At 65.4% G+C, this 25,999-nt stretch carries 23 protein-coding genes and 1 pseudogene; 17 read left to right on the top strand and 7 right to left on the bottom strand.

Features of this window, described 5'->3' with window-relative positions; translation table 11 throughout:
• The first annotated feature begins 99 nt into the window (after positions 1-99).
• The 5 genes and pseudogenes from JEY66_RS36515 (at position 100) to JEY66_RS36495 (ending at position 4,853) form a co-directional block, all read left to right on the top strand.
• Positions 100-1,539: an LVIVD repeat-containing protein gene (locus tag JEY66_RS36515; RefSeq protein WP_026192267.1), complete on the top strand. Its 1,440-nt coding sequence runs from the start codon at positions 100-102 to the stop codon at positions 1,537-1,539.
• 7 nt (positions 1,540-1,546) lie between these two features.
• Positions 1,547-2,080: a hypothetical protein gene (locus tag JEY66_RS36510; protein ID WP_018269824.1), complete on the top strand. Its 534-nt coding sequence runs from the start codon at positions 1,547-1,549 to the stop codon at positions 2,078-2,080.
• Positions 2,081-2,300: 220 nt separating this feature from the next.
• On the top strand, positions 2,301-2,918 hold the full coding sequence (locus JEY66_RS36505) for a LysE family translocator (protein WP_018269825.1): 618 nt from the start codon (positions 2,301-2,303) through the stop codon (positions 2,916-2,918).
• A gap of 213 nt (positions 2,919-3,131) precedes the next feature.
• Positions 3,132-3,482, top strand: a pseudogene (locus tag JEY66_RS36500) (adenylate/guanylate cyclase domain-containing protein); the annotation flags it as partial.
• 135 nt (positions 3,483-3,617) lie between these two features.
• Entirely contained in the window at positions 3,618-4,853 is a 1,236-nt protein-coding gene (locus tag JEY66_RS36495) for a tetratricopeptide repeat protein (protein WP_240537193.1), read from the top strand.
• A gap of 65 nt (positions 4,854-4,918) precedes the next feature.
• Here JEY66_RS36495 and JEY66_RS36490 read toward each other — a convergent pair whose 3' ends face one another.
• The 3 genes from JEY66_RS36490 to JEY66_RS36480 are packed head-to-tail and all read right to left on the bottom strand — an operon-like array spanning position 4,919 to position 9,191.
• Positions 4,919-5,842, bottom strand: a complete 924-nt coding sequence (locus JEY66_RS36490; RefSeq protein ID WP_018269826.1) for an FAD binding domain-containing protein — start codon at positions 5,840-5,842, stop codon at positions 4,919-4,921.
• A complete protein-coding gene (locus tag JEY66_RS36485) occupies positions 5,839-8,520 on the bottom strand; it encodes a molybdopterin-dependent oxidoreductase (protein ID WP_018269827.1) in 2,682 nt (893 codons plus the stop codon). Before JEY66_RS36485 ends, JEY66_RS36490 begins: the two co-directional genes overlap by 4 nt.
• Positions 8,517-9,191 carry a TetR/AcrR family transcriptional regulator gene (locus tag JEY66_RS36480; RefSeq protein WP_016839695.1) on the bottom strand — a complete coding sequence of 225 codons (675 nt, stop codon included), beginning with the start codon at positions 9,189-9,191 and terminating at the stop codon, positions 8,517-8,519. Before JEY66_RS36480 ends, JEY66_RS36485 begins: the two co-directional genes overlap by 4 nt.
• A gap of 194 nt (positions 9,192-9,385) precedes the next feature.
• On the opposite strand from JEY66_RS36480, the gene JEY66_RS36475 reads away from it, so the two are divergent.
• Together JEY66_RS36475 and JEY66_RS36470 are read left to right on the top strand one after the other, a co-directional pair.
• On the top strand, positions 9,386-9,619 hold the full coding sequence (locus tag JEY66_RS36475) for a DUF6894 family protein (RefSeq protein ID WP_026192268.1): 234 nt from the start codon (positions 9,386-9,388) through the stop codon (positions 9,617-9,619).
• A gap of 9 nt (positions 9,620-9,628) precedes the next feature.
• A complete protein-coding gene (locus JEY66_RS36470; protein WP_016839693.1) occupies positions 9,629-9,808 on the top strand; it encodes a hypothetical protein in 180 nt (59 codons plus the stop codon).
• 12 nt (positions 9,809-9,820) lie between these two features.
• On the opposite strand, the gene JEY66_RS36465 is transcribed toward JEY66_RS36470, so the two are convergent.
• On the bottom strand, positions 9,821-10,753 hold the full coding sequence (locus JEY66_RS36465) for a helix-turn-helix domain-containing protein (protein WP_016839692.1): 933 nt from the start codon (positions 10,751-10,753) through the stop codon (positions 9,821-9,823).
• Between the two features lie 368 nt (positions 10,754-11,121).
• On the opposite strand from JEY66_RS36465, the gene JEY66_RS36460 reads away from it, so the two are divergent.
• The 6 genes from JEY66_RS36460 to JEY66_RS36435 all read left to right on the top strand — a co-directional run bounded on the left by JEY66_RS36460 (position 11,122) and on the right by JEY66_RS36435 (position 17,756).
• Positions 11,122-12,072, top strand: a complete 951-nt coding sequence (locus JEY66_RS36460) for a helix-turn-helix transcriptional regulator (protein WP_018269829.1) — start codon at positions 11,122-11,124, stop codon at positions 12,070-12,072.
• Positions 12,073-12,201: 129 nt separating this feature from the next.
• The gene (locus JEY66_RS36455; RefSeq protein WP_016839690.1) at positions 12,202-12,483 is read left to right on the top strand and encodes a hypothetical protein; all 282 of its coding nucleotides are present in this window, start codon (positions 12,202-12,204) and stop codon (positions 12,481-12,483) included.
• A 103-nt stretch (positions 12,484-12,586) separates the two neighbouring features.
• Entirely contained in the window at positions 12,587-13,792 is a 1,206-nt protein-coding gene (locus JEY66_RS36450; RefSeq protein WP_016839689.1) for an NAD(P)/FAD-dependent oxidoreductase, read from the top strand.
• Positions 13,793-14,128: 336 nt separating this feature from the next.
• A complete protein-coding gene (locus tag JEY66_RS36445) occupies positions 14,129-16,393 on the top strand; it encodes a TonB-dependent siderophore receptor (RefSeq protein WP_016839688.1) in 2,265 nt (754 codons plus the stop codon).
• 48 nt (positions 16,394-16,441) lie between these two features.
• Positions 16,442-17,566: a PepSY-associated TM helix domain-containing protein gene (locus JEY66_RS36440; protein ID WP_050994010.1), complete on the top strand. Its 1,125-nt coding sequence runs from the start codon at positions 16,442-16,444 to the stop codon at positions 17,564-17,566.
• Positions 17,567-17,573: 7 nt separating this feature from the next.
• A complete protein-coding gene (locus JEY66_RS36435; protein WP_016839685.1) occupies positions 17,574-17,756 on the top strand; it encodes a hypothetical protein in 183 nt (60 codons plus the stop codon).
• Positions 17,757-17,940: 184 nt separating this feature from the next.
• Here the strand turns inward: JEY66_RS36435 and JEY66_RS36430 are convergent, their stop codons facing one another.
• Together JEY66_RS36430 and JEY66_RS36425 are read right to left on the bottom strand one after the other, a co-directional pair.
• A complete protein-coding gene (locus JEY66_RS36430; RefSeq protein WP_240537190.1) occupies positions 17,941-19,680 on the bottom strand; it encodes an adenylate/guanylate cyclase domain-containing protein in 1,740 nt (579 codons plus the stop codon).
• A 128-nt stretch (positions 19,681-19,808) separates the two neighbouring features.
• The gene (locus tag JEY66_RS36425) at positions 19,809-20,606 is read right to left on the bottom strand and encodes an N-formylglutamate amidohydrolase (RefSeq protein ID WP_016839683.1); all 798 of its coding nucleotides are present in this window, start codon (positions 20,604-20,606) and stop codon (positions 19,809-19,811) included.
• A 104-nt stretch (positions 20,607-20,710) separates the two neighbouring features.
• Here JEY66_RS36425 and JEY66_RS36420 point away from each other — a divergent pair, with 104 nt between their 5' ends.
• The 3 genes from JEY66_RS36420 (at position 20,711) to JEY66_RS36410 (ending at position 23,007) form a co-directional block, all read left to right on the top strand.
• A complete protein-coding gene (locus tag JEY66_RS36420; RefSeq protein WP_016839682.1) occupies positions 20,711-21,610 on the top strand; it encodes a transglutaminase family protein in 900 nt (299 codons plus the stop codon).
• 2 nt (positions 21,611-21,612) lie between these two features.
• Complete coding sequence (locus JEY66_RS36415; RefSeq protein ID WP_016839681.1) at positions 21,613-22,425, top strand: transglutaminase-like domain-containing protein; 813 nt, start codon at positions 21,613-21,615, stop codon at positions 22,423-22,425.
• 183 nt (positions 22,426-22,608) lie between these two features.
• Positions 22,609-23,007 (top strand): gamma-glutamylcyclotransferase family protein, encoded by a 399-nt coding sequence (locus tag JEY66_RS36410; protein WP_016839680.1) that lies wholly within the window; start codon positions 22,609-22,611, stop codon positions 23,005-23,007.
• Between the two features lie 5 nt (positions 23,008-23,012).
• Here the strand turns inward: JEY66_RS36410 and JEY66_RS36405 are convergent, their stop codons facing one another.
• Positions 23,013-23,567 (bottom strand): chlorite dismutase family protein, encoded by a 555-nt coding sequence (locus JEY66_RS36405; RefSeq protein WP_016839679.1) that lies wholly within the window; start codon positions 23,565-23,567, stop codon positions 23,013-23,015.
• A gap of 210 nt (positions 23,568-23,777) precedes the next feature.
• Between JEY66_RS36405 and dnaG the strand changes: the two genes are divergently transcribed.
• Complete coding sequence (gene dnaG / locus JEY66_RS36400; protein WP_016839678.1) at positions 23,778-25,811, top strand: DNA primase; 2,034 nt, start codon at positions 23,778-23,780, stop codon at positions 25,809-25,811.
• Positions 25,812-25,999 lie beyond the last annotated feature (188 nt).

Below are 25,999 nucleotides of genomic sequence, written 5' to 3'. Positions count from 1 at the left end.
AATGGTTGCATGTCAAGAGCGTGTGTTTGGAGGCCGGCAGCGCCGTGCTAGCCTCACCGGCAGCCAACGCAGATTGGTGTGGAACATTGGGTGGTGCGCATGGGCGGTCGCGTTACGGCAGTTTGCTGCACGTTGGTTCTTGTCCTGCTCGCGAATGGTGCGAGCGCCCAGCAGAAGATCGGCGACCCGCCCGAAGCCTCCAACATGAGGCTGGTTGGAACGAACGATTTGCAGGCGCGCAGCGCCTATCAGCCGACCATCCATCATCAGGGCGACAAATGGATCGCCTATATCGGCCATCACGGCGGCACCGACGACATTCCCGATCCCGTCAACCCGATGACCGGCAAGGCCGAGCCGAACGGCACCTCGATCGTCGACGTCACCGATCCCGCGCATCCGAAATATCTGCGGCACATTCCCGGACAGGAAGGCAGGTATGAATCCGGCGGCGCGCAGATGGTGCGGATCTGCGACGGCAAGGATCTGCCGAAGGGCGACCGCAACGCGGTCTACATGCTGCGCACCTTCGGCAGCGAGGCGCATGAAATCTGGAACGTGGCCGATCCCGCCAATCCGGTGCTCGTCACCCGGATCGGCGGGTTGAAGGACACGCACAAGAGTTTTTGGGAATGCGGCACCGGCATCGCCTTCCTGGTGTCGGGCGCGCCGGACTGGCGCACGCGGCGCATGACGCAGGTCTATGATCTCTCCGATCCCGCGCAGCCAACGAAGATCCGGGACTTCGGCCTGCCCGGGCAGGAGCCGGGCGCGACCGGCGCGGTGCCGACCGAACTGCACGGGCCGATCTCGACCGGGCCGCAAGGCAACCGCGTCTATTTCGGCTACGGCACCAACAAGGGCGGCTTCCTGCAGATCGTCGACCGCGACAAGCTGTTGAACGGACCGAAGCAGCCGACGCCGGACAATCTGAAATACCCGGAGATCGCGCGGATGCCGCTGTCCGCCATGAACGGCGCGCACACGGTGTTTCCGATGCCCGGCATGCCGATCGCCGAATTCGCCCATGACAAGGACGGCAAGACCAGGGACATCGTGATGATCGTCGACGAAGCGATCCAGAACGAATGCGGCGAGGCGCGGCAGATGGTGTGGTTCGCCGACGTCACCACCGAGGCGCGGCCGATGCTGATCTCGAGCTACACGGTGCCCGAGGCCTCCGGCGCGTTCTGCGAGCGCGGCGGCCGGTTCGGCTCGCATTCGTCGAACGAGAGCATGGCGCCGGTCTACTACAAGAAGCTGGCCTTCATCGCCTTCTTCAACGCCGGCGTCCGCGCGCTCGACATCCGCGATCCCTATCATCCGAAGGAAGTGGGGTACTTCATTCCCTCCATCACGGCTGTGACCGACAAGCGCTGTGTCACCATCGACGGCAAGGACCGCTGCAAGATCGCGATCCAGACCAACAATGTCGAGACCGACGAGCGCGGCCACATCTATGCGGTCGATCGCGCCAACACCGGACTGCATATTCTCGAACTGACCGGCGCGGCGCGCGCCATTGCCGGTCTGCCGTGAGCGCGCGATGATGCGCTCATGGCCGGTCATCGCGGCGATGGTCCTGGTGCTCGGCGGGCTCTCCGTCGTTGCCGGCTACGAGATGGCGCCGCCGGGCGCGGCTGCGTGGCGTGAAATCGCCTGGCCGTTCCCGCGCGACGGCTGGCCTGCCGGCCGCGCCTTCCGCTGCGGCTCGGCGGAGTGCGGCGGCGACGTCGAGGTTTATCTCCGGCCGAAACTCGGCTTCTGCAACTGCGACAGCGGCGTCGCCGATGACGACGAGGTCGACCGCGTTGCCGATGTCGACATGATCAGCCCGCGCTTCGTGCCGCTGAACGCGGGCGATATCGTCCGGGTGGCCGACATGCCGGGGCGGATCAGGGTCTATGACCTTGATGGACATCGCACTGCGATCGGGATCGCCGTGTCGCATCGCTGCGATCTGATGGCGGTGGCGGCGCAGGGCAGGGGCGATGTTGGGCGCGTGCAAGCCGCGACGTTGAAATTTCTGGAGGGGCGCGAAGTCAGCGCATGGATGATCGCGGCAATGGAAGGCCGTTGAGCGTGATCTCTCTTCACCTCGCCCCGCTTGCGGGGAGAGGTCGGATCGCATCGCTAGATGCGATCCGGGTGAGGGGGTACAGGTCTAACGACTCGCACCGCCTGGCGGACAGAGCCCCTCACCCCAAGCCTCTCCCCGCAAGAGCGGGGCGAGGGAGCCGACGCGCTTCCATGTCTGCCACTCTCGTGCATAATGACGATAAGAAACAAACGAGCTCCCCATGTCCCTGCAAGCCTATTTCGCCTTCGTCGCCGCCTGCATCGCGCTGGCGCTGCTGCCCGGTCCGATCGTCACGATGGTGATCGCCAACGGGCTGCGCTACGGCACGCGCGCGGCGCTCACCAACGTGCTGGGCGCGCAGGTCGGACTTGCGATCGTGATCGGCACGGTCGCGGTCGGGCTGACCTCGCTGATGGCGACGATGGGCTACTGGTTCGACTGGGTGCGCTTTGCCGGCGCCGCCTATCTGGTCTGGCTCGGCTTCAAGCTGATCCGCTCGCCGGTCGAGGGCGTCAGCACCGACGACACGCCGCCGCCGCCGCGCGGCGGCTTCTTCCTGCAGGGCTTTCTGGTGCTGCTTTCGAACCCGAAGGTGCTGGTGTTCTTCGGCGCCTTCATCCCGCAGTTCATGGATATGGACAAGCCGCACGTTCCGCAGGTGGCGCTGCTCGGCCTCACCTTCATGGCGACCGCTGTGCTGACCGACGCCGCCTACGCCTTAGCGGCCGGCCGCGCCCGCAAGTTCTTCTCCAGGGAGCGGACCCGGCTGATGTCGCGCATCTCAGGCGGCTTCATGATCGGCGGCGGCATCTGGCTGGCGCTGACCCGGGCGCGCTGAAGCCGCCGGGCGATAGGCTCAAAATCGTCGCCGACAAGGCCACGATTCCCGGCGTCGGCAAACTTCGCAGACGTTTGCTCTAGCCCGGAGGCCGTCGGCCATGCTTTGATCCGCGACGAACGCTAACCCATCGTCTGGGGGCAGGCCTTGACTACCGTGGATCGGCGTCTGGCAGCGGTTCTGGCGGCGGATGTCGCCGGCTACAGCCGGCTGATGGGAATCGACGAGGAAGGCACCCTGGCCAGGCTGAAGTCGGTCAGGCGGATGCTGCTCGATCCGACGCTGGCTGCGCATCGCGGCCGCGTCGTCAAAACGACCGGCGACGGAATACTCGTTGAATTCGCCAGCGCCGTCGATGCGGTGCGCAGCGCCGTAGAAGTTCAGCGTCGAATGGCCGATCAGAATGCTGCCGTACCAACGGAGCAGCGGCTCGAATTCCGAATCGGAATCCACATCGGCGACATCATTTTTGATGACAACGATATCTTTGGCGATGGCGTCAACATCGCAGCGCGCCTGGAGGGGATTGCCGAACCGGGCGGGGTCTGCATCTCCGACGACGCGCAACGGCAAGTTCGCGGCAAGGTCGATGCGACCTTCGAGGACTTGGGGCCGCAGCTCCTGAAGAATATTGCGGAGCCAATTCGTGCTTGGAGGCTTCTCATCGGCGGCGCCTCTCCAGCGGCTGCGACTACGGTCGTGAACCATGCCTTCACCGTTCCGGCTTCCTCACCAGCGCTTGCCGAGAAGGCTTCCATCGCGGTGCTGCCGTTCCAGAATATGAGCGGCGATCCGGAGCAGGAATACTTTGCCGACGGCGTCGTCGAGGACATCATCACGGCGCTGTCGCGCTTCAGATCGCTGTTCGTGATCGCGCGCAATTCAAGCTTCACCTACAAGGGAAAGCCCGTCGACATCAAGCAGGTCGGGCGCGAACTCGGTGTGCGATACGTGCTCGAAGGTTCGGTGCGCAAGTCGAGCGGCCGCGTTCGGATCACCGCGCAACTGATCGAGGCCGGCAGCGGTACGCATCTCTGGGCGGACAGGTTCGACGGTGAGCTGAAGGACGTGTTCGACCTGCAGGACCAGGTCACCGCAAATGTTGTCAGCGTGATAGCGCCAAAAATCCAGCAGAGCGAGATCGAACGAACCCGAAGCAAGCCGACCGATCGTCTCGACAGCTACGATCTCTTCCTGAGAGGCATTGCGGCATATGCGGACCGCTCCAAGTGGGGCGTCACCGAACTCGGCGAGTGGTTCAACAAGGCCTGCGCGCTTGATCCCAATTATGCGGCTGCTCAGATCATGCTGGCCTATTCGTCATTGCTGAAGCAGACCACGCGCGGCACGCCCCCCGGCGCGGAGGAGTTGGCAGAGGCGCTGCGGATCGCTGAGTTCGCCTGCGCGCTGGCCAGCGACGATCCGTTCGTGCTGGCGCGCGCGGCTCACATGTTTGCCTATCTCGGCCACGACTACGATCGCGCTGAGACCATGATCGAAGAGGCGATCTCGCTCAATTCGAACGATGCTGCGGCATGGGGATATCGCGGCTGGATTTCGCTCATGTGCGTCCAGCCGGCACGCGCGATCGAAAGTTTTGAGCGTAGGCTGCAGCTCAGCCCGATCGATCCCGGGCGGGCGTCGATGTGGAATGGAATCAGCTTCGCGCATTTCATGCTCGGTCAGTATGAGCAGGGCCGTGCGGCCGCCGCCAAGGCGCTGGTGATCGGCGAAGATGCGCACACGCTCAGCGCATTGATCATGAATGAAGTCGGCTCGGGGCGTCTCGACGAGGCGCGCGCTATCGCCGGCCGCCTGCTCAAGCTGCGGCCTGATCTCCGCGCTTCCTACGCGCGGCAGAATTTTCCGACCAAGTCCGTCGAATGGGGCGACCGCATGGTCGCCGTGCTGTGTGAGGCGGGCATTCCGGCATAACAATTCCGGGATCAGCGCGCTTCCATAGCAGACGTCGCCTCAGGAGTGCGAAAAGGCGCTCGATCCTACGCCACGATCCGCTCGATGACGTCGCGCACGAGGCCCGTCAGCAGCTCGAGCTTGTATCCCGTCATCGGCAGCGGCCTGGCTCCCGAGGTCGCCAGTTCGGCGGCCTGCGCGATGGTCGCCGCGCTGATCTGCTTGTCCTGCAGCGCCGCCGCGGATGCGGCAAGCCGCAGCGGGACCGGGGCGATGCCGCCGGCGGCGATGTGGACCTGCTGGAACGCGCCGCCGGAGATCACCGCCCGCACGCAGATCTCGACCAGCGGCCATTCCGCATGCGTCCGGCTGATGGCGCGCTTGTACAGCGCGCGCTCACCGGCCAGCGGAACGGGGAGTTCGATCCGCTCGATCCGTTCACCTGACGCAAGCAGATTGTCCGCCGCGCCGTTGCTGCCGTCGCCGAGCAGGTCGGAGATCGACAAGCCGCTGCGCCGGTCCGTGGTGACCTTCGCATCATAGGCGAGCAGCGCCATCGCCATCGTCGATGGATGCGGCGCGACGCATGGGCCGAGATCGAACGTGACGTGATAGAGATGGTTGCCGGATCGCGCCGGACAGTCGGCGCCGCCCTTCTTGAGGCAGGCGATCTGCGGATTGCGGAAATACCAGCAGCGCGAGCGCTGCGCGAGGTTGCCGCCGAGCGTCGCCATGTGCCGGATCTGCGGCGTGGCGAGGCCCAGCGCGGCGGCGGCGATGCCGGGGTAAGCCTGGGCAAGTCGCGGATCGGATGCGATCGCAGCGATCGTGGTCAGGGCGCCGATGCGGGCGGAGCCGTCCGCATTCCACGCCACACCGATCGTGTCGGGACTGGCGGCGAGATCGATGATCGCGCCGCACGACAGGCCGCTGCGGCGGCGCTCCGACAGATCGGTGCCGGCGGCGCGGAATTCGGGCGCGGATATGACGTCAGCAGTCGCGACACTCATGCGGCATTCCTCCCTTTCAGCGCGGCGACGATGCGGTCGGGCCGGATCGGAATCTCGGTGAGGCGGACGCCGATCGCGTTGTGAATCGCGTTGGCGACGGCGGCCGAAGTCGGCACCGTCGACGCCTCGCCGATGCCGACGCTGTTGCCGAGCACATGGTCGAAGCCGGCTTCGTCGAAATGGACATCGATCTCGGGCGTGTCGGCGATCCCGGGGATGCGGTAATCCTCCATTCCCGCGGTCAGGACGTCGCCGCTGGTCGGATCAAGCTCGCGCGCCTCGTAGAGTGCGTAGCCGAGGCCCTGGATCACCGCGCCACAGGCCTGGCTGCGCGCCAGCGCGGGGGAGGCGATCCTGCCGACCGCGATGCCGGTATGCACGTTGAGTACGCGGACATGGCCGAGCCAGGTGTCGACCTCCACCTCGATCACCTGCACCGAGCTCGGCACGCCGGCGCCGACCGCGATGTTCGAGAAGCGGCGCATCATCCAGCCGAACACCATGCCCATCAAACCGACTTCGCGCAGCGGCGAGCGGATGCCGGGCGCGGTGTTCTTGCCGTCCTCGCCGCGCGTCTCCACGACAGCGATGTCGGGCGAGCGTGCGATCAACTCGCGCCAGGGCGCGTTCGAGCCGGGCGCCGGCTTTCGCGTGGCCTGTTCGAGCATCGCGGCCTTCAGCTTCCGCACTGCCTGCAGCGTCGGCGGCATCACCGAGGCGGTGACGCGGCTGCCGCCGGAGCCGGGGCCTTCGGGCAGCGAGGAATCGCCGATCCGCACATCGATCTCGCCGGGTTCGAGATCGAACTCGCGCGCGATCGTGTCGGCAAGCACGCTGCGGGTGCCAGTGCCGATGTCCTGCGTCGCCGTGCTGGCGACGATGCGGCCGCCCTTGACCGCGACCTCGACCTTCACCTTGGGCTGCCAGAGATAGAGCCAGTAGCCCGTCGCGACCCCGATGCCGCGGCGATAGCGTCCGTCCTGCGCCGGTTTGCGATTGCTCCAGATCTCGAGCCCGGATGCCCAATCGTAGAGTCGCTGACGGTTGGGATCGGGATCCCACTTCTTGCGCAAGGCGATCGGATCGACGTTGAGCCGCAGCGCGGCCTCGTCGATCGCCTGCTCCACGGCGAATGCCATCGGCGGACCGCCGGGGCCACGGAAGGCAGCGCCGGGCGGCAGATTGCTGATGACGTCGAAATCCGAAAGATCCTTCGCCTCGGCCGGATAGATCAGCCGCGCCAGGCCCGCGATCGTCGAGTTGGTCGCGGCCCCGGTATCGGCGTGCGCGGTGACGGAGAGCGCTTTCAGGCCGCCCTGGTCGGAGGGCAGCAGCGCGACCTTCAACTCCGCAGCCGGCCGGTAGCCGGCGACGGAGAGTTCTTCCTGGCGGTCGTAGGCGACTCTCACAGGCGCCTTCGCCGCGCGCGCGAGCTCGATCGCGGCGATCGTCTCGGTGCCGAGGCTCGCCTTCGATCCAAAGCCGCCGCCGACGTGGTCGGCGATCACGCGGACCTTGTCGTGATCGAGCTTGTAGCGCTTGGCGATCTGCTCCTTGAGGTGAAACACCTGCTGGGTCGAGGCATGCAGGGTCAGCCGGTCGCCGTCGAAGCGTGCCACCGCGGCGTGCGGCTCGAGACAGGCATGCTGCTGCGTGGCGGTGCGGAAGGTCGCTTCGACGAGCAGCTTGCTGTTGGCCTGCCGCGCCTCATCCACCCAGTTGCGGGCCTTTTTCGCGCGGGTCGAGAACACCGCGGTCGGCCCGCGGATATTCTGCTTCCAGGGCGCCGGCCCGCCGGCCGCTTCCGAGACGTTGCCGGCCCGCTTGCGGCTCGCCTTGTCGAACACGACCGGCGCATCGTCCTTGCGTCCGGCGTCGAGCCCGACCACGGCGGGCAGGCGCTCGCTGGTCAGCTTGATCGCGGCCAGCGCGGCAAGCGCGCTCTTGCGGTCCTTTGCGGCGACCGCCGCAATCGGCTCGCCGACATAGCGCACGATCCGGTCGTCGCCGAGCAGCGACACCGCAGCAACGCCGGGGAGCGCGCGCGCCGGCGCGAGATCGAGCGTGGTGATGCGCGCATGCGCCTCGCGCGAGCGCAGGATCAGGCCTTCGAGCTGGTCGTCATGATGGATATCGACGGTGTATTTCGCCGCGCCCGTCACCTTGTCGCGCGCCTCGATGCGGGGCGCCGTGACATGATCCCCGTCGAAGCGGCCGGCGCAGGCATCCGCCACCGCGCGGAAGATCCCGTCATAGGCGCCGCAGCGGCAGAGATGGCCCGACAGCGCCGCGCCGATCTCCTCGCGCGACGGCACCGCCGTTCCCCTGGTCGCGCGCCAATTGTCGCAGAACGCGGTCGCTTCCACGATGAAGCCGGGCGTGCAGAAGCCGCATTGCAAGGCGTCATGCGCCATGAATGCCTTCTGCACCGGATGCAGCCCGGACGCGCCGATGGCTTCCACCGTCGTCACCGATTTGCCGGCGGCGGCGTGCGCCGGCATCAGGCAGCTTGCGACCGGCGCGCCATCGACCAGCACGGTGCAGGCGCCGCAAACGCCGGCGCCGCACACCAGCTTGGTGCCGGTGAGCTCGAGCCGGTCGCGCACGATGTCGATCAAGAGCGCATCGGGATCGTCGGGCAGGGATTCGACGCGGCCATTGACGGTCGTCGTGCTCATGGATGTCCTCCGCTTGTCCTGCGTGTCGGCCTTTTGGGGATTGCCGCCTTCTTGACGGGCGGTTTCTGCGATTTCGGATTGGATTTCGGTGTGGCGCCGGCGCAGAGCGTCCGCACCATGATCGCCATGTCCTTCAGGAATGCGTCCGCCGGCTGCATTGCCGGATATTGCGACTTCGCTGCGTACATCGCCATCTCGACCAGCCGCGCGAATTCAGCCGGCGACAGGTCCTGCGGCAGCGCGAGCTGTTGCTTGCGCACGACCCGCGTGATCGTCGCGACCATGCGCTCCGCATAGCGCGCGGCGTAGGTCTGGTAGAGGTCGCGCGCGTGCACGAGGTGCTCGGAATACAATTCCTCGAGATGCGGCGAGCCGTCCAGCGAGCCGATCATGGTCGACATCCGCGCGGTCATGCCGGCGGCGAGGATGTTGCCGAGATCGTCGCCCGCGGTCTCGGCCGCGGCAACGGCGGTCTCCTCGGCCGCGATCGCGGATTCATGCACGCGCTCAATCACGGCGCGGAACAGCGCTTCCTTGGATTCGAAATGGTGATAGAGCGCCTGCCGCGTCAGGCCGGCCGCCTCGGCGACCTGCTCGATCGAGGAGCGGCGAAAGCCGTGCCGGCGGAACACCAGCATGGTGGCATCGAGAATGCGGGTTTTCGGTCCCATTTGACGATTTTGACAAATATAGAAAAACTGTCAAATCGCGATTTGGTGAGGAGGCGATGCTGGAGCTTGATCACCATTTCGCGAGGCCGCCGCGCCGCCGGCGCCGGTGTGAACCGCCTTCCGGATGGTCGCGTCCAAGAAACGTAGAGCTCCAAAGGCGAGCCTTCTCGTCCGGAGCTTGCGAGGATACGCACATGACCCAGGTCTTCTTCCATTGCTCGACCACGCACGGGGTATTGATGGATCGCCGCGGCACCTCGGTGACCAGCCTCTCGGAGGCCTGCGAGGCGGCGACGTGCATGATGCGATCGCTGATCGCAACGGTCAGCCTGGAAGACTGGCGCGACTGGGTCGTGCATGTCAGCGACGAGTCCGGCGAGGAGATCGTGATTCTGTCCTTCGCATCCGTTCTCGGCAAGCCGCACTGAGAGGGTGCCATGCTGTCACCGCACGCATCATTGCTCCCTCTGCGCGACGGCTGGAACGCGATCACGACAGGCTTGCAGAATCTGATCGCGCGAATTCGCGATCCCTACCGGCCCGAGCTGCACTACATGCGCGGACCGGGCCCCAAATGGCATGCCAAGCATGCCGTGCAAGCCGCGGCGGCCGGTTGAACGTGGCGCTGTTCAGCTCTCGCTTTTCGCAGGGCGATGCATCTCGCGCCGCCACGCCGCCGGGCTGACGCCGACCACGGCGGAAAACACCCGCGTGAAATGGCTTTGATTGGCGAAGCCGGCCGAAATCGCGATTTCGGACAGCGACAGGTCGCGCGCCGCCATCAGCTGCTTGGCCACCTTCAGGCGCTGCTGAAGCAGCCATTGGTGCGGCGGCAGGCCGGTGGAGATGCGGAAGGCGCGCGAAAAATGGCCGACCGATAGATCGAGCTCGGCCGCGATCTGCTTCAGCGAAATCTTCCCGCTGAGGTCGCACTCGAGCTTTTCGCAGGCGCGGTTGATCTGCCAGGCGGCGAGGCCGCCACGGGTCGGTCTGGTCGGGTGTTGTAGTCCGCCATAGGTCCGGGTGACGTGCGCGGTCAACGCCAGCATCATGTGATCGATGAACAGCTGGTTGGTCTCCTCCGGCCGGCGCAATCCCTCGCGCAGCAGCGCCCCGACATGGCGAATGACGCCGTCGTCGTGACCGTTGCCGATTTCGCAGGCCAGTTCGCCGATGTGCGGCGAACCGGTCTGTTCGGCGAAATCGGTGAGCGCCGAGCGCGGCAGATAGAAGAACAGCGAGTGGAACGGCTTGTCGATCACGTAGCGCGGATCGCGCTTGAGATCGTAGAGATACGTCGCGCCCGCCGGGATATCCCGCTTCATGAGGCACTTGCCGCCCTCCCACAATTCGCAGTCCAGATAATCGTGCAGCTTCAGGCTGACGAGAAAGGCATCCTCGGCGGTGAGCGATCCGGACAGGCCGGGCACCGGGTTGTCGTCCCGGGTTTCGGTGACCGCGAGTTCGGCGCTGCGCAGCGTGCGCGTGATCAGCGCCGGCGGCGTGTCCTTCAGGCGGAGGAATTGCCCGAGCCGCTGCCCGTAGGCGCCCGCCTGTGTCATGCGCGTTGAGTCCATCATTGATGTGCAACCGGGCAGGGACCTGTCAGTCATCCTGCGAAGCCGTCACTCATTATCCGGGATGGCTGCGGCGCAGTCCAGTTCGCTCACGCAATCATGAACGACCTGCCGGCCAATCGCGGCCAAGCGATTCCAGAGCGATTTCAATTGCCTTGGTTCGATCGGCCGTGCCCGACACAGAAATGTCGCAGCGCTGCGCTTGGCGCAGAATTGGGCAAAGCATGGCCGTTTCAGGAAAGACATTCGAACTGCACGGCGCTTAGGTCCGGCGGGCAGTTCCGCGCCTCACCGGTCCCACAGACCGGCCCGCAAGGAGGGAGCGCATGAGCCTTCAAACGCGAGCACAGGTGATGAGTAAGCCGATCCTGCACGATCCTTTGCGGGATTCGTCCGCCGCATCTGATCCGCGGCAGGCCGAGGCGCCGGCCGGTCCGCGCTGCCCGGCCGGCCAGGAGATGGCCCGCGTGCTCAAGACGCAGCCGCTTCGCTTGGCGGCCGACCCGTCGAGCGGCGCGATCGCCTATTGGAAGCATGACGCCCTGCACGACGTGGTCAGGCCGATGGTCGACCATGTCGTCATGAGCTATCCCGCCGGCTCGCAGCGGCTGGAGCGGCGCACCGGCAAGGTGGCTTCGATCGGAACGGCGCGGTCCGGGGTCGTGACGATCATTCCGGCCGGCTCGACCTCGCGCTGGGATATTCACCAGTCCTTGCATGTCGTTCAGCTCTATCTTCCGCATGCGACGCTGGCGCGCGTCGCCGGCGAAGCCGACACCGCGGCTCCCGGCGATCTGCTGGAGCGCACCGGGCACCCCGATCCGATTACATCGCGGTTGCTGCTGAGCGCCGCTGATGCGCTCGAGGGCAGCGCCGCGCTGGATGCGCTGTTCCGGCAGCAACTGACGGATCTTTTGGCCACGCGCCTGCTGTCGGCGCATGCCGGCGTGCCTGCCACGGTTCAGGCGACCGTGGGCGGTCTGGCGCCGACGGCGCTGCGCCGCGTCATCGAGCGGCTGCGCTCGGACAGCGATGCGGACGTCTCGCTCGGGGCGCTGGCGGCGGAGGCCGGCCTGTCGCGCTTTCACTTCTGCCGGGCCTTCAAGGAAAGCACCGGGCTCTCGCCGCACGCCTGGCTGCGCCAGCACCGGCTCGAGCAGGCCATGAACATGCTGCGCGACACCGACGCATCCGTGGTCTCGATCGCGGCGGCGCTCGGCTACAGTTCGCAGACCGCGTTCGCGGCTGCGTTCAGGAAGCTGACCGGCGAAACCCCGAGCGATTGGCGGCGCCGTCTGCGGTAGAGCGCTTTCGAGAAGAACCGAAAATGCTCTAGCCGCAATCGCTCTTCAGGTCGGGCAATCGCTCTGGGGCACTCATACGGCCAATTCGCTAGATCACCGTGGCGCCCATGCCAACAACGGAGACAAGCGATGGCCTGGAAGGATTTCGGTAGCTCCCTTGCGGTCACGCGGCGACGCCGGGTTCTCGCGACTGCCCTGATGTATGGACTTACGCTTACCGTCCGCTTCACGTCGGCAACCGGCGAGGATGCCGATGCGCTGGCGCAGGCGCTGCGCTACCGGGACTGGCTCCCGGGGGCCGCGCTGCCGATCGGCCTTCAGCATGGATCGCTGTCGGGCGCGAGAGCCTGCCGCGCAGCGTGCATGCCCGGGGCGCGCACGCCGTTCCTGTCGAACTGCGCCCGGCAATAGGCGCTCGCCTTTTCACCTCTTCGCGTCGCCGGTCGCGACAGGCTTCGCCGCACGCGGCGGCAACGCGCGGACATCAGAGACTGTCAACCCAGAGGAGATACCCATGCGAATTGTCATCATTGGCGCCGGCTTTGCCGGCATGTACGCCGCGCTCTCCGCAGCCCGCCTGCGCGACATCAAGGGCGTCTCGCCCGAGGAGCTCGAGATCGCGCTGGTCGCGCCGGAGCCGACCCTGGTGGTGCGACCGCGGCTCTACGAGCCGAAGCCGGAGACGCTGACCGCGCCGCTGCTCGACGTCTTCAACGCGATCGACGTCGTCTATGTGCAGGGCAGCGCCGAGGCCGTCGACACCAAGGCCCGCACCGTGCAGATCGTCACCGCCAAGGACGCGCGCAAGACGCTGCCTTACGATCGCCTTGTGGTGGCGACCGGCAGCCGGCTGTTCCGTCCGAACGTACCCGGCCTCGCCGAGCATGGCTTCAGCGTCGACAATCTTGCGGACGCGATGGCGCTCGACCGCCATCTCCATGGCCTCGCCAAACAGCCGGCTTCGGTGACCCGCGACACCGTGGTCGTTGCCGGCGGCGGCTTCACCGGCATCGAGGCCGCGACCGAGATGCCGGCGCGGCTGCGCGAGATCCTCGGCAAGGACGCCACGCCGCGCGTGGTCATCGTCGATCGCAATGCCGCGATCGCGCCCGACATGGGCGAGGGCCCGCGCCCGATCATCGAGGACGCGATGCGCAAGCTCGGCGTCGAGGGCCGCTTCGGCGCCGGCGTCGCCGAGGTCAGCAAGTCCGGCGTCACGCTGTCTAACGGCGAGCATATCGAGGCTGCGACCGTGGTCTGGGCAGCGGGCATTCGCGCCGCGCCGCTGACCACGCAGATCCCGGCGGAACGCGACAATTTCGGCCGGCTGCTGGTCGACCGCGATCTGCGCGTGCCGTCGGTCGCGGGCGTGTTCGCCACCGGCGATGCGGCGCGCGCCGCATGCGACGATGTCGGCAATTACGCGCTGATGTCGTGCCAGCACGCGACGCGGATGGGCGCGTTTGCCGGCAACAACGCCGCGGCCGAGCTGCTCGGTGTCCCGACCAAGCCGTATCACCAGAAGGCCTATGTCACCTGCCTCGACCTCGGCGAAGTCGGTGCGCTGTTCACCCGCGGCTGGGAGCGCAAGGTCGAGATGGTCGGCGACGTCGCCAAGAAGACCAAGCGGGAGATCAACACCGTCTGGATCTATCCGCCGCGCGCCGAGCGTGCCGCGGCGCTCGCATCCGCCGATCCGGAGCACGTCACCGAAGTCTGAGGCTGAGCTCGGCGAGAGCACCGCAACTGCGATCATCGCTTCCGCGCACGGCATCGTTCGATCGCTGTGCGCGGAACTGACTCGAAGTATCGCGGAGCGAAACGCAGTTTAGAATCGTCCTTAGAAGCGCTCGAAAAATCTGAGGCGCATTGACGCAGTTTCGCTGCGTTCACGTTGCGAGCTCGCAACACCATCAGCGATAAGCCCAACACTGGACGTGTTCTAATCACCGATCGGCTGCGTACGTCTTTCATCGTGTTAGTGACGGCGAGGATGAAGGCGATGTGAGTTGATGGGGGTCGGATGTTTCGTCGCACTGCGCTGGCGGCCGGGTACATGGCCGGCAGCGGTTTGTTCGTGCTGAGTGTGGTGATGCCGCGTGAAAGCGTTGCGCAATCGGCGCTGCCGCCGGTGACGGTCGAGGCGCCGAAACAACAGCAGGCGCGGCGAACGCAGCCGGCGCGACGCGCGGCGCGTCCTGCGCGCACGACGCCGCGATCGATCGCGAACCGGGCGCCCGCGCAAGCGCAGAGCGTTCCATCATCGGGGGCGGGTGGCGGCGGCGAGCGCGGCAACGGGCCGGTCACCGGCTATCTCGCCAGCCAGAGCGTCACCGCAACCAAGACCGACACCCCGGTGCTGACGACGCCGCAGTCGATCTCGATCGTCACCCAGGATCAGATCCAGGCGCAGGGTGCGCAGAACATCACCGAAGCGCTGCGTTACACGCCCGGCGTGACGATCGAAAGTTTTGGCGCCAACGCGTTCTTCGACGAGTTCAAGCTGCGGGGCTTCACCGCGCCGCGCTATCTCGACGGGCTGCGGCTGCCGACCGACACCACGACCTTCGCGGTGCCGCGCATCGAGACCTATGGTCTCGAGCGCATCGAGGTCCTGAAGGGGCCGTCATCCGGCCTCTATGGACAATCCGATCCGGGCGGCCTGTTGAACCTGGTCAGCAAGCGGCCGACCGAGACGCCGCATTACGAGATCGAGGGGTCGTTCGGCTCGTTCGATCGCTTCCAGGGCGCCTTCGATATCGGTGGTCCCGCCGACAAGGACGGCCGGTTTCTTTACCGCATCATCGGCCTTGGCCGCGACAGCAACAGCCAGACCGACTTCGTTCAGGACAACAAGCTGTTCATCGCGCCGAGCTTTACCTGGCGCCCGACCTACGACACCAGCTTCACCGTGCTCTCGCAGTACCAGAAGGTCGACAACAAGGGTTACCAGCAATACGTCCCGGGACAGGTGTCCTTCCTGCCCAACCCCAACGGACATATTCCCTACAGTCGTTACCTCGGCGAGCCCGGGCTCGACGGCTATCATCTCGAGCAGTTCGCGGTCGGCTACGCGTTCGAGCATCGCTTCGACAACATCTTCCAGTTCCGGCAAAACCTCCGTTACACCCAGGTCAGCAACGACCTCGCTTCGGTGCGAACCGAAGGCATGGTGACGGATCGTCTGGTCGCGCGCAGCTACAACTACGTCAAGGCCAATGCCGCCAATGTCGCGCTCGACAACCAGCTGCAGGCGGATTTCGCGACCGGGCCGCTGGTCCACAAGGTGCTGGCCGGTGTCGACTACTTCGATCTGTGGGCGAATACCGACTATCGCACGACGCCGATTGCGCCGATCGATGCCTATAGTCCGGTCTACGGTACCGCCGTTCCGTCGGCCAGCTCGCTGGCGCCGTTCATTCTGCGCGACGACAGGCAGTCGCAGCTCGGCGCCTATCTGCAGGATCAGATCAAGCTCGATCGCTGGACGCTGACCATGAGCGGCCGCCAGGACTGGGTCAGCTCCGGCTTCACCAGCAAGGCGTTCTATCCGCCGGCCGGCCATTATTCGCGCGATGACTCGGCGCAAACCGGGCGGATCGGCCTGAGCTACCTGTTCGATATCGGCCTGGCGCCCTATGCCAGCTACGCGACCTCGTTCACGCCGAACCTCGGCGCCGACAGCGCCGGCCGGTCGTTCAGGCCGACGACGGGCGAGGGCGCGGAAGTCGGCGTCAAGTTCAAGCCGAATGGCTCGAACTTCATGGTGACGGCGGCGGCGTTCGATATCCGTCAGCAGGACGTGCTGACCGCCGATCCGTTGAACCCGCTCTTCAACGTGCAGACCGATGCCGTGCGCGTCCGCGGCCTCGAGCTCGAGCTGAAGGGCAGTCTGACGCGCGAGTTCGAGATCACGGCGGGATACACCCATCTCGATCCGCGGGTGACGACGAGCATCGCCGGCTATGCCGGCAAGTACATGATGAACACGGCGCAGGACCAGGGCGCGGTCTGGGGCAAGTATACCTGGTATGACGGCGCGCTCGCGGGCCTTGGGCTCGGCCTCGGCGTGCGCTATGTCGGCGAGACCTACGGCGACAACTTCAATACCTTTGTCATTCCCTCCTATGCCTTGCTCGATGCGTCGGTCAGCTACGACTTCGCCTATCTGCGGCCGGACCTGAAGGGATGGAAGGCACAGGTCAACGTGACCAACCTGACCGACCACTTCTACGTTGCATCCTGCCTCACCGGACTTCCCTATTGCGGCCTCGGCAATGGCCGCACGGTGCTGGGCACGATGAAGTACACCTGGAACTAGGTAACGAAATTGACTGCGACGACCAGATCCTTGCGGCGATGGGGCGCTATCCATAAATGGACCAGCCTCATCTGCACGTTGTTCATGCTGCTGCTCTGCATCACCGGCCTGCCGCTGATCTTCCACGAGCAGATCGACGATCTCCTGCACAGTCAGGTCAAGCCGGCCGACGTGCCGCCGGGCACGCCGCCGGCCAATCTGGACCGTCTGCTCGGCAACGCGCTGGCGCAGGCGCCCGGAAAGGTGCCTCACTTCCTGATCTGGGATCGCGACGATCCGAGCGCGATGTTCGTCAGCGTCGGTCCGACCATCGATGCCGATCCGACCAACAATCTGCTGATCCGGATGGACACCCATAGCGGCGCCTATCTCGATGCGCCCGATGTGACCGGCCGCTTCACCTACATCATGCTGAAGCTGCACACCGACATGTTCGCAGGACTGCCTGGCAAGCTGTTCCTCGGATTGATGGGGATCCTGTTCTGCGTCGCGATCATCTCCGGAATCGTCGTCTACGCGCCGTCGATGCGGAAGCTGCGCTTCGGCGCCTATCGCGCGCGGCGGACCCGCGTCGTGCGCTGGCTCGACGTCCATAATCTCGCGGGCATCCTGCTGGTCGCCTGGACGCTGGTCGTCGGCTTCACCGGGGTCATCAACACCTGGGCCGATCTCGTGCTCAAGATGTGGCAGTTCGGCCAGCTCGCCGAAATGACCGCGCAGTACAAGGACCGGCCGGTGCCGTCGAAGCTGACCTCGCTGAATGCGGCGGTCGAAGTGGCCACCCATGCGGTGCCCGGCATGACGCCGAGCTTCGTCGCCTTCCCGGGAACCCTGTTCAGCAGCAAGAGCCACTACGCGGTGTTCCTGCACGGCGATACGCCGCTGACCTCGCGGCTGCTGAAGCCGGCGCTGATCGACGCGGAAACCGGCAAGCTGACCGACACGAGGGACATGCCCTGGTATGTGACGACCCTGTTCGTCTCGCAGCCGCTGCATTTCGGCGACTATGGCGGCATGCCGCTCAAGATCGTCTGGGCGCTGCTCGACATCCTGACCATCTTCATCCTGGTGACCGGCGTGTATCTGTGGATGCGCCGCCGCAAGGCCGGCGTGAGCCAGGAACGCGCGATCGCCAACGCCGCCTCCATCGACAACCCCGCATTATCGTCGTGACGTCAGCATGGTCTCGCATCGTTCATTGACCCAGATCTTTGCCGCCCCGCTCGTCATCGCGATCGTGAGCACGGTCGGATTGATCAGCGCGCTGGTCGGCGACGGCTGGTGGGATGCGGTCTCCTGGGCCGGGCTCGGCTTGCCGGTGCTGCTCTATCTGGTGTTCATCTGGCGGCGCCAGCCGAATTGATCGGGTTCGCCTGATCGCGCCTCGAACCGGCCGCGCAATCAGAAAGCCGATCCGATCGGAATATGCCGATCCCTGCGGTGCCTCATCCGCGGAGATGCGCCCGAACCGGCAATCGAACAAGCAGTCGCGGCCGCGCAGGTGTCTGGCGTGTGGCGTCGCGACGGCATTGTAAGATGACAGGTTTTCACTCCGGGAGCCCCGCCATGCGTAGCGGGTTGACCAGTGCGTCCAGGTCGCCTTGTCGGCGATACGGCAGCAGCCTGGCCCAGCGGGCCAGGCTGAAATTGGGGTGGCCCGCCAGCAAGTCGGTTGAGATCATGCGCGCGTCATCTTGCCGGCCGAGATTCCAGAGCGCCGCTATGAGTGTCGACTGCGCGGTCAGCCAGAGCGGCCGCTGCTTCAGCACGCGGGCGGCTATATCGTGCGCCGCCGCGAAATCTCCGAGATGAAATCTTGCGCGCGCTTCGTCCACCATGGATTCGTTGCGCTCAATCGGACTGAGTCGTTGGGCGTGTTCCTCGTAGAGGACGGCTTTTCGGAAATTGCCGGCGTAGCCGTGGTACATGCCCGCCATGTGATGGGCGTCGGAGCTGCTGGGAGCGAGGCTGATCGCCGTTTCTCCTGCCGCCACAGCCTCATCATGACGGCGTTGATAGGTACGAACATAGCCGATCACCAGGTATGCTTCCCCGAAGCTCGGGTCGGCGGCGAGAGCCCGATCAGCGCAGCCCAGTGCGGCTTGATACGCTTCATTTTCATCCTTGATCCAACCGAAGCGCGCCTGGTCAGTCAGGGTAAGACCCAATAAGTAGAGCGCCGGCATAAACGAGGCATTGATCTCCAGCGCCTGTTCAAAAAGCTTCCGGGCCTGTGCGTGGGTTTGCCTTGCGAAATTAACGTACAGGGCGCGTCCCTTTAAGACATACTCATAAGCCAGCGGACTGCCCGAGCGTTTTCGCCACACCCTTGCGCGTTCGCCGACCGTCAACTGCACTTCAAGCGCTTCGACGATCTCTTGCGTAATTCGGTCCTGGAGATCGAACACGTCGTCCAGGTCTCCGTCAAAGCGATCCGCCCAGAGATGGCCGCCGTCTCGACCATCAATCAACTGCGCCGTCAACCTGATGCGATTGCCGATCTTTCGAACGCTCCCCTCCAGCAGATAACGAGCGCCCAGGATCTGCCCGATTTCGCGAATGTCCCTGTTCTGCCCCTTGAACGCGAAGCTCGAATTGCGAGCGATCACCATCAATTCCTGAATCTTTGACAGGGTCGTAAGGACGTCTTCCGCGATCCCGTCCGCGAAATACTCCTGCTCGTTGTCGCCGCTCATGTTCTGAAACGGCAGCACCGCGATGGAAGGCTTTCCCGAAAACGGGCGCACGTGGCGCGATCCGGCGGGAGTTGGATGGCGCTCAGGCGAAGTTCTGGCGCCAGTCTTCATTCGCCAGGCGCGGATCGGTTCAGTGATGTTTTTCAGGTTCTGTTGGCCCATGTCTTCGAAGGCTGCATCGACCTTGCTCCGGATCTGCCGGTAGGCGTCGTCAGACAGGCATATGCCGCCCGGGTCCGCGATGTTCTCCAGCCGCGCGGCGATGTTGACGCCGTCGCCGAAGATGTCGTCGTTGTCGATGATGATGTCGCCGACGTGAATGCCGATGCGAAATTCGATCCGCTGCTGCTGCGGTGCGGATGCGTTGAGCTCCGCCATCCTGCTCTGAACCTCTACGGAGCTGCGCACGGCATCGACGGCGCTGCCGAATTCGACAAGCATGCCGTCGCCGGTTGTTTTGACGATGCGGCCGCGATGAGCGGCGATCGTTGGATCAATGAGATTCTTTCTGGCCGCCTTGAGCCGCGCGAGCGTGCCTTCCTCGTCGGTTCCCATCAGGCGACTGTAGCCGGCGACATCTGCCGCCAGCACTGCTGCCAGTCGTCTTTCCACTCGCTCGGGCGCCACGGACTACCCTAACTTGGAAGTTCAACCCGGCCAATTAAAGCACGTCGAGCTGGCTTCGGGCTAGAGGCCACGCCCTGGCTGACCGTTAGTCGCTAGACCAACGCTTCCGCGCGCAGCGTGGCGTCGATCTCGCCGAGGATGCGCGCCAGCCGTTCGGCCCATGCGGTCTCGCCGGCCTGGTCGGAGATCAGGTCCTGGCGGATCTCGATGCCCGAGTTCATCAGGCCGCGCGTCTCGCCATGCGCGGGGATCGTGTAGTCGGTCTCGTCGCTGACCGCATAGGGCTCGTTGTCGCCGACCACGAGATCGCCCTCGGCGCGCAGACGTTTCAGCAGCAGCGGCGGCAGCACCGTGTCGCGATGATAGAGCGTGCCGATGTGCCAGGGGCGTGCGATGCCGGCGTAGACCGGCGTGAAGCTGTGCAGCGACACCAGCACCGTCGGCAGGCCCTGGCGCGTACGCGCGTCGATGATCTCGTCGATGCGTTTGTGATAGGGATCGAAGATCTGCGCGCGGCGCATCTCGGCGGCCTCGCGCGACAGGCCTTCATTGCCCGGCACCGTGGTGGCCTCGCTGATCAGCGGGATCGAGCTTGCGACATGCGGCGGACGGTTGCAGTCGATCACGAGCCGCGAATAGCGCTGCGCGATCAAATGCGCGTCGAGCCGCTCCGAGAGCCGGGTTGCGACGCCGGCGATGCCGATGTCCCAGGCGATGTGCCGCACCAGCTCATCCTCGGGCAGGCCGAGGTCGCCGAGCGGAGAGGGAATCAGCCTGCCGTAGTGGTCGCAGGTGAACAGGAACGGTGAGCGGCCGCCGGCATTGTGTTCAAGAACCGGTGAAGCGTCGGTGCTCGCGAGCAGGAACGATGGACCGCCTCCGTAATTCAAGGGCTTTTTTCCTCAACTTTGCCTATTCGGGCGGCATGCTGATCTGGAATCGGGCAGCTTTCTCTATAGATTATGCGGTCCGAAATCACGATGATTGTTTGAAGATGCCGCTGCTGACCATTCATCACAAGACCGTTTATCGCTACGCGCGCCCGGTGGCGTTCGGCGAACATCGCATCATGCTGCGCCCCCGTGACGGCCATGATCTGCGCGTGCTCGACAGCGCACTTGTGATCGATCCACAGCCGATGTCGCTGCGCTGGATTCACGACGTGTTCGGCAACAGCATGGCGATCGCCGCCTTCGACGAGCGCGCCGACACGCTGTCCTTTGTCTCGACCGCGACGGTGGAGCACAATCCGGCCGATACGTTCGCGCTGACGCCGGACGATCCCGCCTATTTCTATCCGTTCCTCTACGACGACGAGGAATTCCCCGATCTGCAGCAGTTCATCACGCCGCAATATGGCGACCCGAACGGCGAGCTGTCGGCCTGGGCGCGGCGCTTTCTCGATGTCGAGGCGCCGACGCCGACGTTCAAGATCCTGAGCGGCATGACGCATGGCATCCGCGAGGCGTTCAGCTATCGCAAGCGCTATGAGCAGGGCACCCAGCATCCGCTCGATACGCTGCGCACGCAGTCCGGCACCTGCCGCGACTATGCGCTGTTCATGATCGAGGCGCTGCGCCGGCTCGGCATCGCCGCGCGCTTCGTCTCCGGCTATCTCGCCATGCCGCCCGGCAGCGCGCACGGCTATGTCGGCGGCGGCTCGACCCATGCCTGGGTGCAGGTCTATCTGCCGAGCGCGGGCTGGATCGAGTTCGATCCGACCAATGGCATCGTCGGCACGCGCGATCTGATCCGCGTCGCGGTGGCGCGCGACCCGCGTCAGGCGATCCCGCTGCACGGCGTCTATCTCGGCGCGGCGGACGCCTTTCTCGGCATGGATGTCGACATCAAGGTGGTCTCGGTCGGCGAGAATGCGGAGCAGGAGACGGCCTGACGATGCAGATCAAGGTCGGCTTCGAGATCACCTACACGGCGGCGCAGCCGACCCCGATGGTGATCATGCTGTCGATCCATCCGTCGCGCTACGCCGACATCGTCGGCGCCGAGCGCCTTTCGACCGAACCGGACGTGCCGATCGGCCTCTATCGCGACGGCTTCGGCAATGTCTGCGGGCGGCTCGTTGCCCCCAGCGGTGGCGTCACCTTCCGCGGCAGCGCGCTGGTGCGCGATTCCGGATTGCCTGATGTGGTCAACCCGGCGGCGCAACAGATTCCGATCGAGCAGCTGCCCGACGACATGCTGCTCTACCTGATGCCGAGCCGCTATTGCGAGACCGACAAGCTGACCGATGTCGCCTGGTCGCTGTTCGGCAGCACATCGCAGGGCTGGGCGCGGGTGCAGGCGATCACCGATTTCGTGCACAACCACGTGACGTTCGGCTATCAGCACGCCCATCACATGAAGTCGGCGCACGATGTCTATGAGAGCCGCGCCGGCGTCTGTCGCGACTTCGCGCATCTGGCGCTCACCTTCTGCCGCTGCATGGGCATTCCGGCGCGCTACTGCACCGGCTATCTCGGCGACATCGGCGTGCCGCCGGACCCCGCGCCGATGGATTTCTCCGGCTGGTTCGAGGTCTATCTGTCGGGCCAGTGGTACACCTTCGACGCCCGGCATAACGCGCCGCGGATCGGCCGCATCCTGATGGCAACCGGCCGCGACGCCGCCGACGTCGCCCTCACCACGAGCTTCGGCCGCATGACGCTGACGAGGTTCGTCGTCGTGACCGATGAGGTGGCGGCGGCTTGATGTAGAGCCGTCACCCTGAGGAGCGCGAAGCGCGTCTCGAAGGGGCGACCGCCACCAGCCGGGCCGTGCATCCTTCGAGACGCGCGTTCCGCGCTCCTCAGGATGACGGGAGATCGCCAGCGAGCAATCCATCTTTGCGGTGCCATGGATTGCTTCGCTTCGCTCGCAATGACATAGAGGGCCATGACCTCCGACCTTCTCTTCGTCTACGGCACGCTGATGCGCGGCTTCGACCATCCGATGGCGAAGCTGCTCGCGGGCAATGCCGAATTCCTCGGGCCGGCGCAGTGTCGCGGCCGGCTCTATCTGGTGAAGCATTATCCGGGCCTCGTCGTGTCGGACGATCCGGCCGACATCGTGCATGGCGAACTGTTCTGCCTGCGTGAGCGTGAGGCCATGCTGCGTGAATTCGACATGTACGAAGCCTGCGGCGAAGGCTTTCCGCCGCCGACCGAATATGTCCGCGAACTGCTCGAGGTCACGCTCGCCGACGGCAGCACGCGCGAGGCGTGGACCTATCTCTACAACTGGCCGGTCACCGAGCGGCCGCGGATCGCATCAGGAAAGTTCCTGGAGCAGTAGCTGCGTCAGATTTCCCGCTCGACGCGGATATCGACCTCGCGCTCGACAAAATTCCATTCCTCGGTCGCGCGCAGCATGCCGACCAGTTCGTCGAACAGGGTGACATGGTCGGGTGCGAACTCGAACCAGGTCAGGAAGTCGAAGGGCATGCCGAGGTCGCGCGAATGAAACAGCTGGCGGGCGATCGCGGGGAGGAATTTCAGGGTGCCTTCGATGTGATGCGACTTGTCCTCGAAGATCTTGCGGCGCTCCTCCTGCGTCAGCTCCCACCACGCCGCGGATTTCCTGATCGGGATCAGCGCCGCGTGGCTTGCCTCGCTGCGGCCGAGCCCGGCCTGCACGGCCAAGAGCTTCTCCCGCTCCTCCTTCTCGGTGTAGCGCAGATGGCTGGCGACGCCGGCGAGCCGCCATGCGTTCTGCGACGGCAGCAGCGGCAGCGCGATCGACTCGCTCGCAACGATCGACAGCGCCGCGACCTTCGGCAGCGTCTCACCCTTCACCCGCGTGATGGAGGTGACCTGCCAGCCGCCGCTCTGTCCGCCTCTGAATGTCGTGAACATGGCCTATCCAATCCCGGAAGCGGGGAGGGGGCAAGCTTGCCGCACGGGCTCTCCACCGTGGATTTGGGGGTAGCCCGCTCGACGGAGCCGTGACGGGCCAGACCTGTGAATAGCCCGGAAAAGCCCCACATTGTTCGGCATGGCGGGTCGTGCCGCTATATGGCTAACCGGTTGTCCGCGATTCGCCGCCCGAGCCCAAAATCCTGACTGATGCGTTTCACGCCCGAATTCCTCGATGAGCTGCGCGCCCGGCTTCCGGTCTCGGAAGTCGTGGGCAGGCGCGTCAAGCTCAAGAAGGCCGGGCGGGAGTGGAAGGGGCTGTCGCCGTTCCAGCAGGAGAAGACGCCGTCCTTCTTCGTCAATGACCAGAAGCAGGCCTGGTTCGACTTCTCGTCCGGGCTGAATGGCAACATCTTCGACTTCCTGATGAAGACCGAGGGCGTGACCTTCCCCGAGGCGGTGGAACGCCTCGCCGCGATGGCGGGTGTTCCGCTGCCGGCCGTGACGCCCGATGCCGCGCGGCACGAGCAGCACCGTCGCACGCTGCACGACGTGATGGAACTGGCGACCAAGTTCTTTGCCGACACGCTGGCTTCGCGGGGCGGCGCCAAGGCGCGCGGCTATCTTGCCGACCGCGCCATCTCGCCGGCGACCCAACTCCAGTTCCGGATGGGCTATGCGCCGCCGGATCGCTTCGCGCTGAAGGAGCACCTCGGCGGGCAGGGCATCTCTACCGACGACATGGTGGAGGCGGGGCTTCTGATCGGCGGCGAAGATATCCCGGTGCCGTATGATCGCTTCCGCGACCGCGTGATGTTTCCGATCACGGATGCCCGCGGCCGCGTCATCGCGTTCGGCGGCCGTGCGCTGGAGAAGGACGTTCCGGCAAAGTACCTGAACTCGCCGGAAACCACGCTGTTTCACAAGGGCGACAATCTCTACAATCTGTTCACCGCGCGGCAGGCCGCGCATGACGGCGCGCAGCTGATCGTCGTCGAGGGCTATGTCGACGTCATCGCCATGGTCACGTCGGGCTTTCCCGGCGCCGTCGCGCCGCTCGGCACTGCGCTGACCGAAAACCAGCTCGGCCTGCTCTGGAAGATGGTCGACGAGCCGATCCTTTGTTTTGACGGCGACCGCGCCGGACAGAAGGCGGCGTACCGCGCGGCCGACATCGCCTTGCCGCAGCTCAAGCCCGGCAAGAGCCTGCGGATTGCGCTGCTGCCGGAAGGGCAGGACCCCGACGATCTCGCCCGCTCCGGCGGCCGCGGCGCGATCGAGGACGTGATCTCGGCCGCGCGTCCGCTCGCCGACATGATCTGGTCGCGCGAGATCGAGGGCGGCAATTTCGCTACGCCCGAGCGCCGGGCCGCGCTGGAGGCGCGGATCGGCGAGCTCACCAATGGCATCCGCGACGAGGTGGTGCGCCGCTATTACCGGCAGGACCTGCAGGAGCGGCTGCAGCGCAATTTTGCGCCCGAGGGCGGCCGCGGCGGTTATGGCCGCGGCGGCTACGGACGGGGCAATTTCGGCGGCGGCCGCAGCGGCGAATCACCCCGCCAGTTTGCCCCCCGGGGACCTGCGCAGAACGGCCGACAAGGAGGCCTGCAAGGCGGCCGGTTCGGTGCCAAGGCCGGCGCCACCCCCGGGATTTCACGGGGTCCCTACCAGGCCGCCAGCCCCCAATTGGCCAACAGCCCGATCATGCGCGGCCAGCGCAGCGCGATCTCCCGCCGCGAGGCCCTGATCCTGCAATCCCTGATCAACCACCCCTGGCTGCTGCACGACCATCTCGAGGAGGTGGCGGCGCTGGAGCTCGTCCATCCCGAGGCCCACAAGCTCAGGGCCGCCATCATCGCCGCCTTTGCCCACGACCATCACCATTCCCCTGACGCCGAGGAGCAGGCCGAGAAGATGCGGGCCGACCTAGAAGCGGGCGGATTATCACAGATTCTTCAAAGGGTTGAGCGGGCGATCACAACTCAGGCGGTGTGGGGCGCGCAGATCGGCGCGGCGCGCGAGGATGTTTTATCAACCTGGCGTCAACTCGTTGCCTTGCATCAGAAAACCCACGCCTTACTTAGGGAAAGAAAAGATGCGGAAGCGGCTTTGGCTGAAGACTCCAGCGAGGCCAATCTGGCATGGTTGCAGGATATCCAGGCCCGGATGGCAGAAGCCGACGGGACCGAAGCCCTGATTGAAGGGTTCGGCGAATTATCGGGCCGGTTCCAGCGTAATGTCTGATAACAAAAATGCTGCGGATGGCGCTGGCCGCACCCGCAAAAAGACTCGCCAAATCCATGGTTTGGCTGCAAAAACAGGGTTAAGCGAAACTTAATAGCCTCGCGGCTATTGCAGATTGGAAACCGTCGAGACGGATCACAGGGGTGGCGAGATATTGCGCCGCCCTTTGTGCGTCGAGAGAGTAAATC

This window comes from Bradyrhizobium elkanii USDA 76 (assembly GCF_023278185.1).
GTDB classification, from domain to species: domain Bacteria; phylum Pseudomonadota; class Alphaproteobacteria; order Rhizobiales; family Xanthobacteraceae; genus Bradyrhizobium; species Bradyrhizobium elkanii.
The sequence above is the reverse complement of the archived record's forward strand: the minus strand, read 5'-3'. Positions and strand labels throughout refer to the sequence as shown.

What these genes read in the sequence shown, in the direction of transcription:
- JEY66_RS36450 (WP_016839689.1), top strand. Translation starts at nt 12,587, where the DNA reads ATGCGAATTGTCATCATTGGCGCCGGCTTTGCCGGCATGTACGCCGCG.
- JEY66_RS36475 (WP_026192268.1), top strand. Translation starts at nt 9,386, where the DNA reads ATGACCCAGGTCTTCTTCCATTGCTCGACCACGCACGGGGTATTGATG.
- JEY66_RS36415 (WP_016839681.1), top strand. Translation starts at nt 21,613, where the DNA reads ATGCAGATCAAGGTCGGCTTCGAGATCACCTACACGGCGGCGCAGCCG.
- JEY66_RS36460 (WP_018269829.1), top strand. Translation starts at nt 11,122, where the DNA reads ATGAGTAAGCCGATCCTGCACGATCCTTTGCGGGATTCGTCCGCCGCA.
- JEY66_RS36465 (WP_016839692.1), bottom strand. Translation starts at nt 10,753, where the DNA reads ATGACACAGGCGGGCGCCTACGGGCAGCGGCTCGGGCAATTCCTCCGC.
- JEY66_RS36490 (WP_018269826.1), bottom strand. Translation starts at nt 5,842, where the DNA reads ATGAGTGTCGCGACTGCTGACGTCATATCCGCGCCCGAATTCCGCGCC.
- JEY66_RS36435 (WP_016839685.1), top strand. Translation starts at nt 17,574, where the DNA reads ATGGTCTCGCATCGTTCATTGACCCAGATCTTTGCCGCCCCGCTCGTC.
- JEY66_RS36420 (WP_016839682.1), top strand. Translation starts at nt 20,711, where the DNA reads ATGCCGCTGCTGACCATTCATCACAAGACCGTTTATCGCTACGCGCGC.
- JEY66_RS36445 (WP_016839688.1), top strand. Translation starts at nt 14,129, where the DNA reads ATGGCCGGCAGCGGTTTGTTCGTGCTGAGTGTGGTGATGCCGCGTGAA.
- dnaG (WP_016839678.1), top strand. Translation starts at nt 23,778, where the DNA reads ATGCGTTTCACGCCCGAATTCCTCGATGAGCTGCGCGCCCGGCTTCCG.
- JEY66_RS36515 (WP_026192267.1), top strand. Translation starts at nt 100, where the DNA reads ATGGGCGGTCGCGTTACGGCAGTTTGCTGCACGTTGGTTCTTGTCCTG.
- JEY66_RS36455 (WP_016839690.1), top strand. Translation starts at nt 12,202, where the DNA reads ATGGCCTGGAAGGATTTCGGTAGCTCCCTTGCGGTCACGCGGCGACGC.
- JEY66_RS36510 (WP_018269824.1), top strand. Translation starts at nt 1,547, where the DNA reads ATGATGCGCTCATGGCCGGTCATCGCGGCGATGGTCCTGGTGCTCGGC.
- JEY66_RS36480 (WP_016839695.1), bottom strand. Translation starts at nt 9,191, where the DNA reads ATGGGACCGAAAACCCGCATTCTCGATGCCACCATGCTGGTGTTCCGC.
- JEY66_RS36410 (WP_016839680.1), top strand. Translation starts at nt 22,609, where the DNA reads ATGACCTCCGACCTTCTCTTCGTCTACGGCACGCTGATGCGCGGCTTC.
- JEY66_RS36505 (WP_018269825.1), top strand. Translation starts at nt 2,301, where the DNA reads ATGTCCCTGCAAGCCTATTTCGCCTTCGTCGCCGCCTGCATCGCGCTG.
- JEY66_RS36470 (WP_016839693.1), top strand. Translation starts at nt 9,629, where the DNA reads ATGCTGTCACCGCACGCATCATTGCTCCCTCTGCGCGACGGCTGGAAC.
- JEY66_RS36485 (WP_018269827.1), bottom strand. Translation starts at nt 8,520, where the DNA reads ATGAGCACGACGACCGTCAATGGCCGCGTCGAATCCCTGCCCGACGAT.
- JEY66_RS36405 (WP_016839679.1), bottom strand. Translation starts at nt 23,567, where the DNA reads ATGTTCACGACATTCAGAGGCGGACAGAGCGGCGGCTGGCAGGTCACC.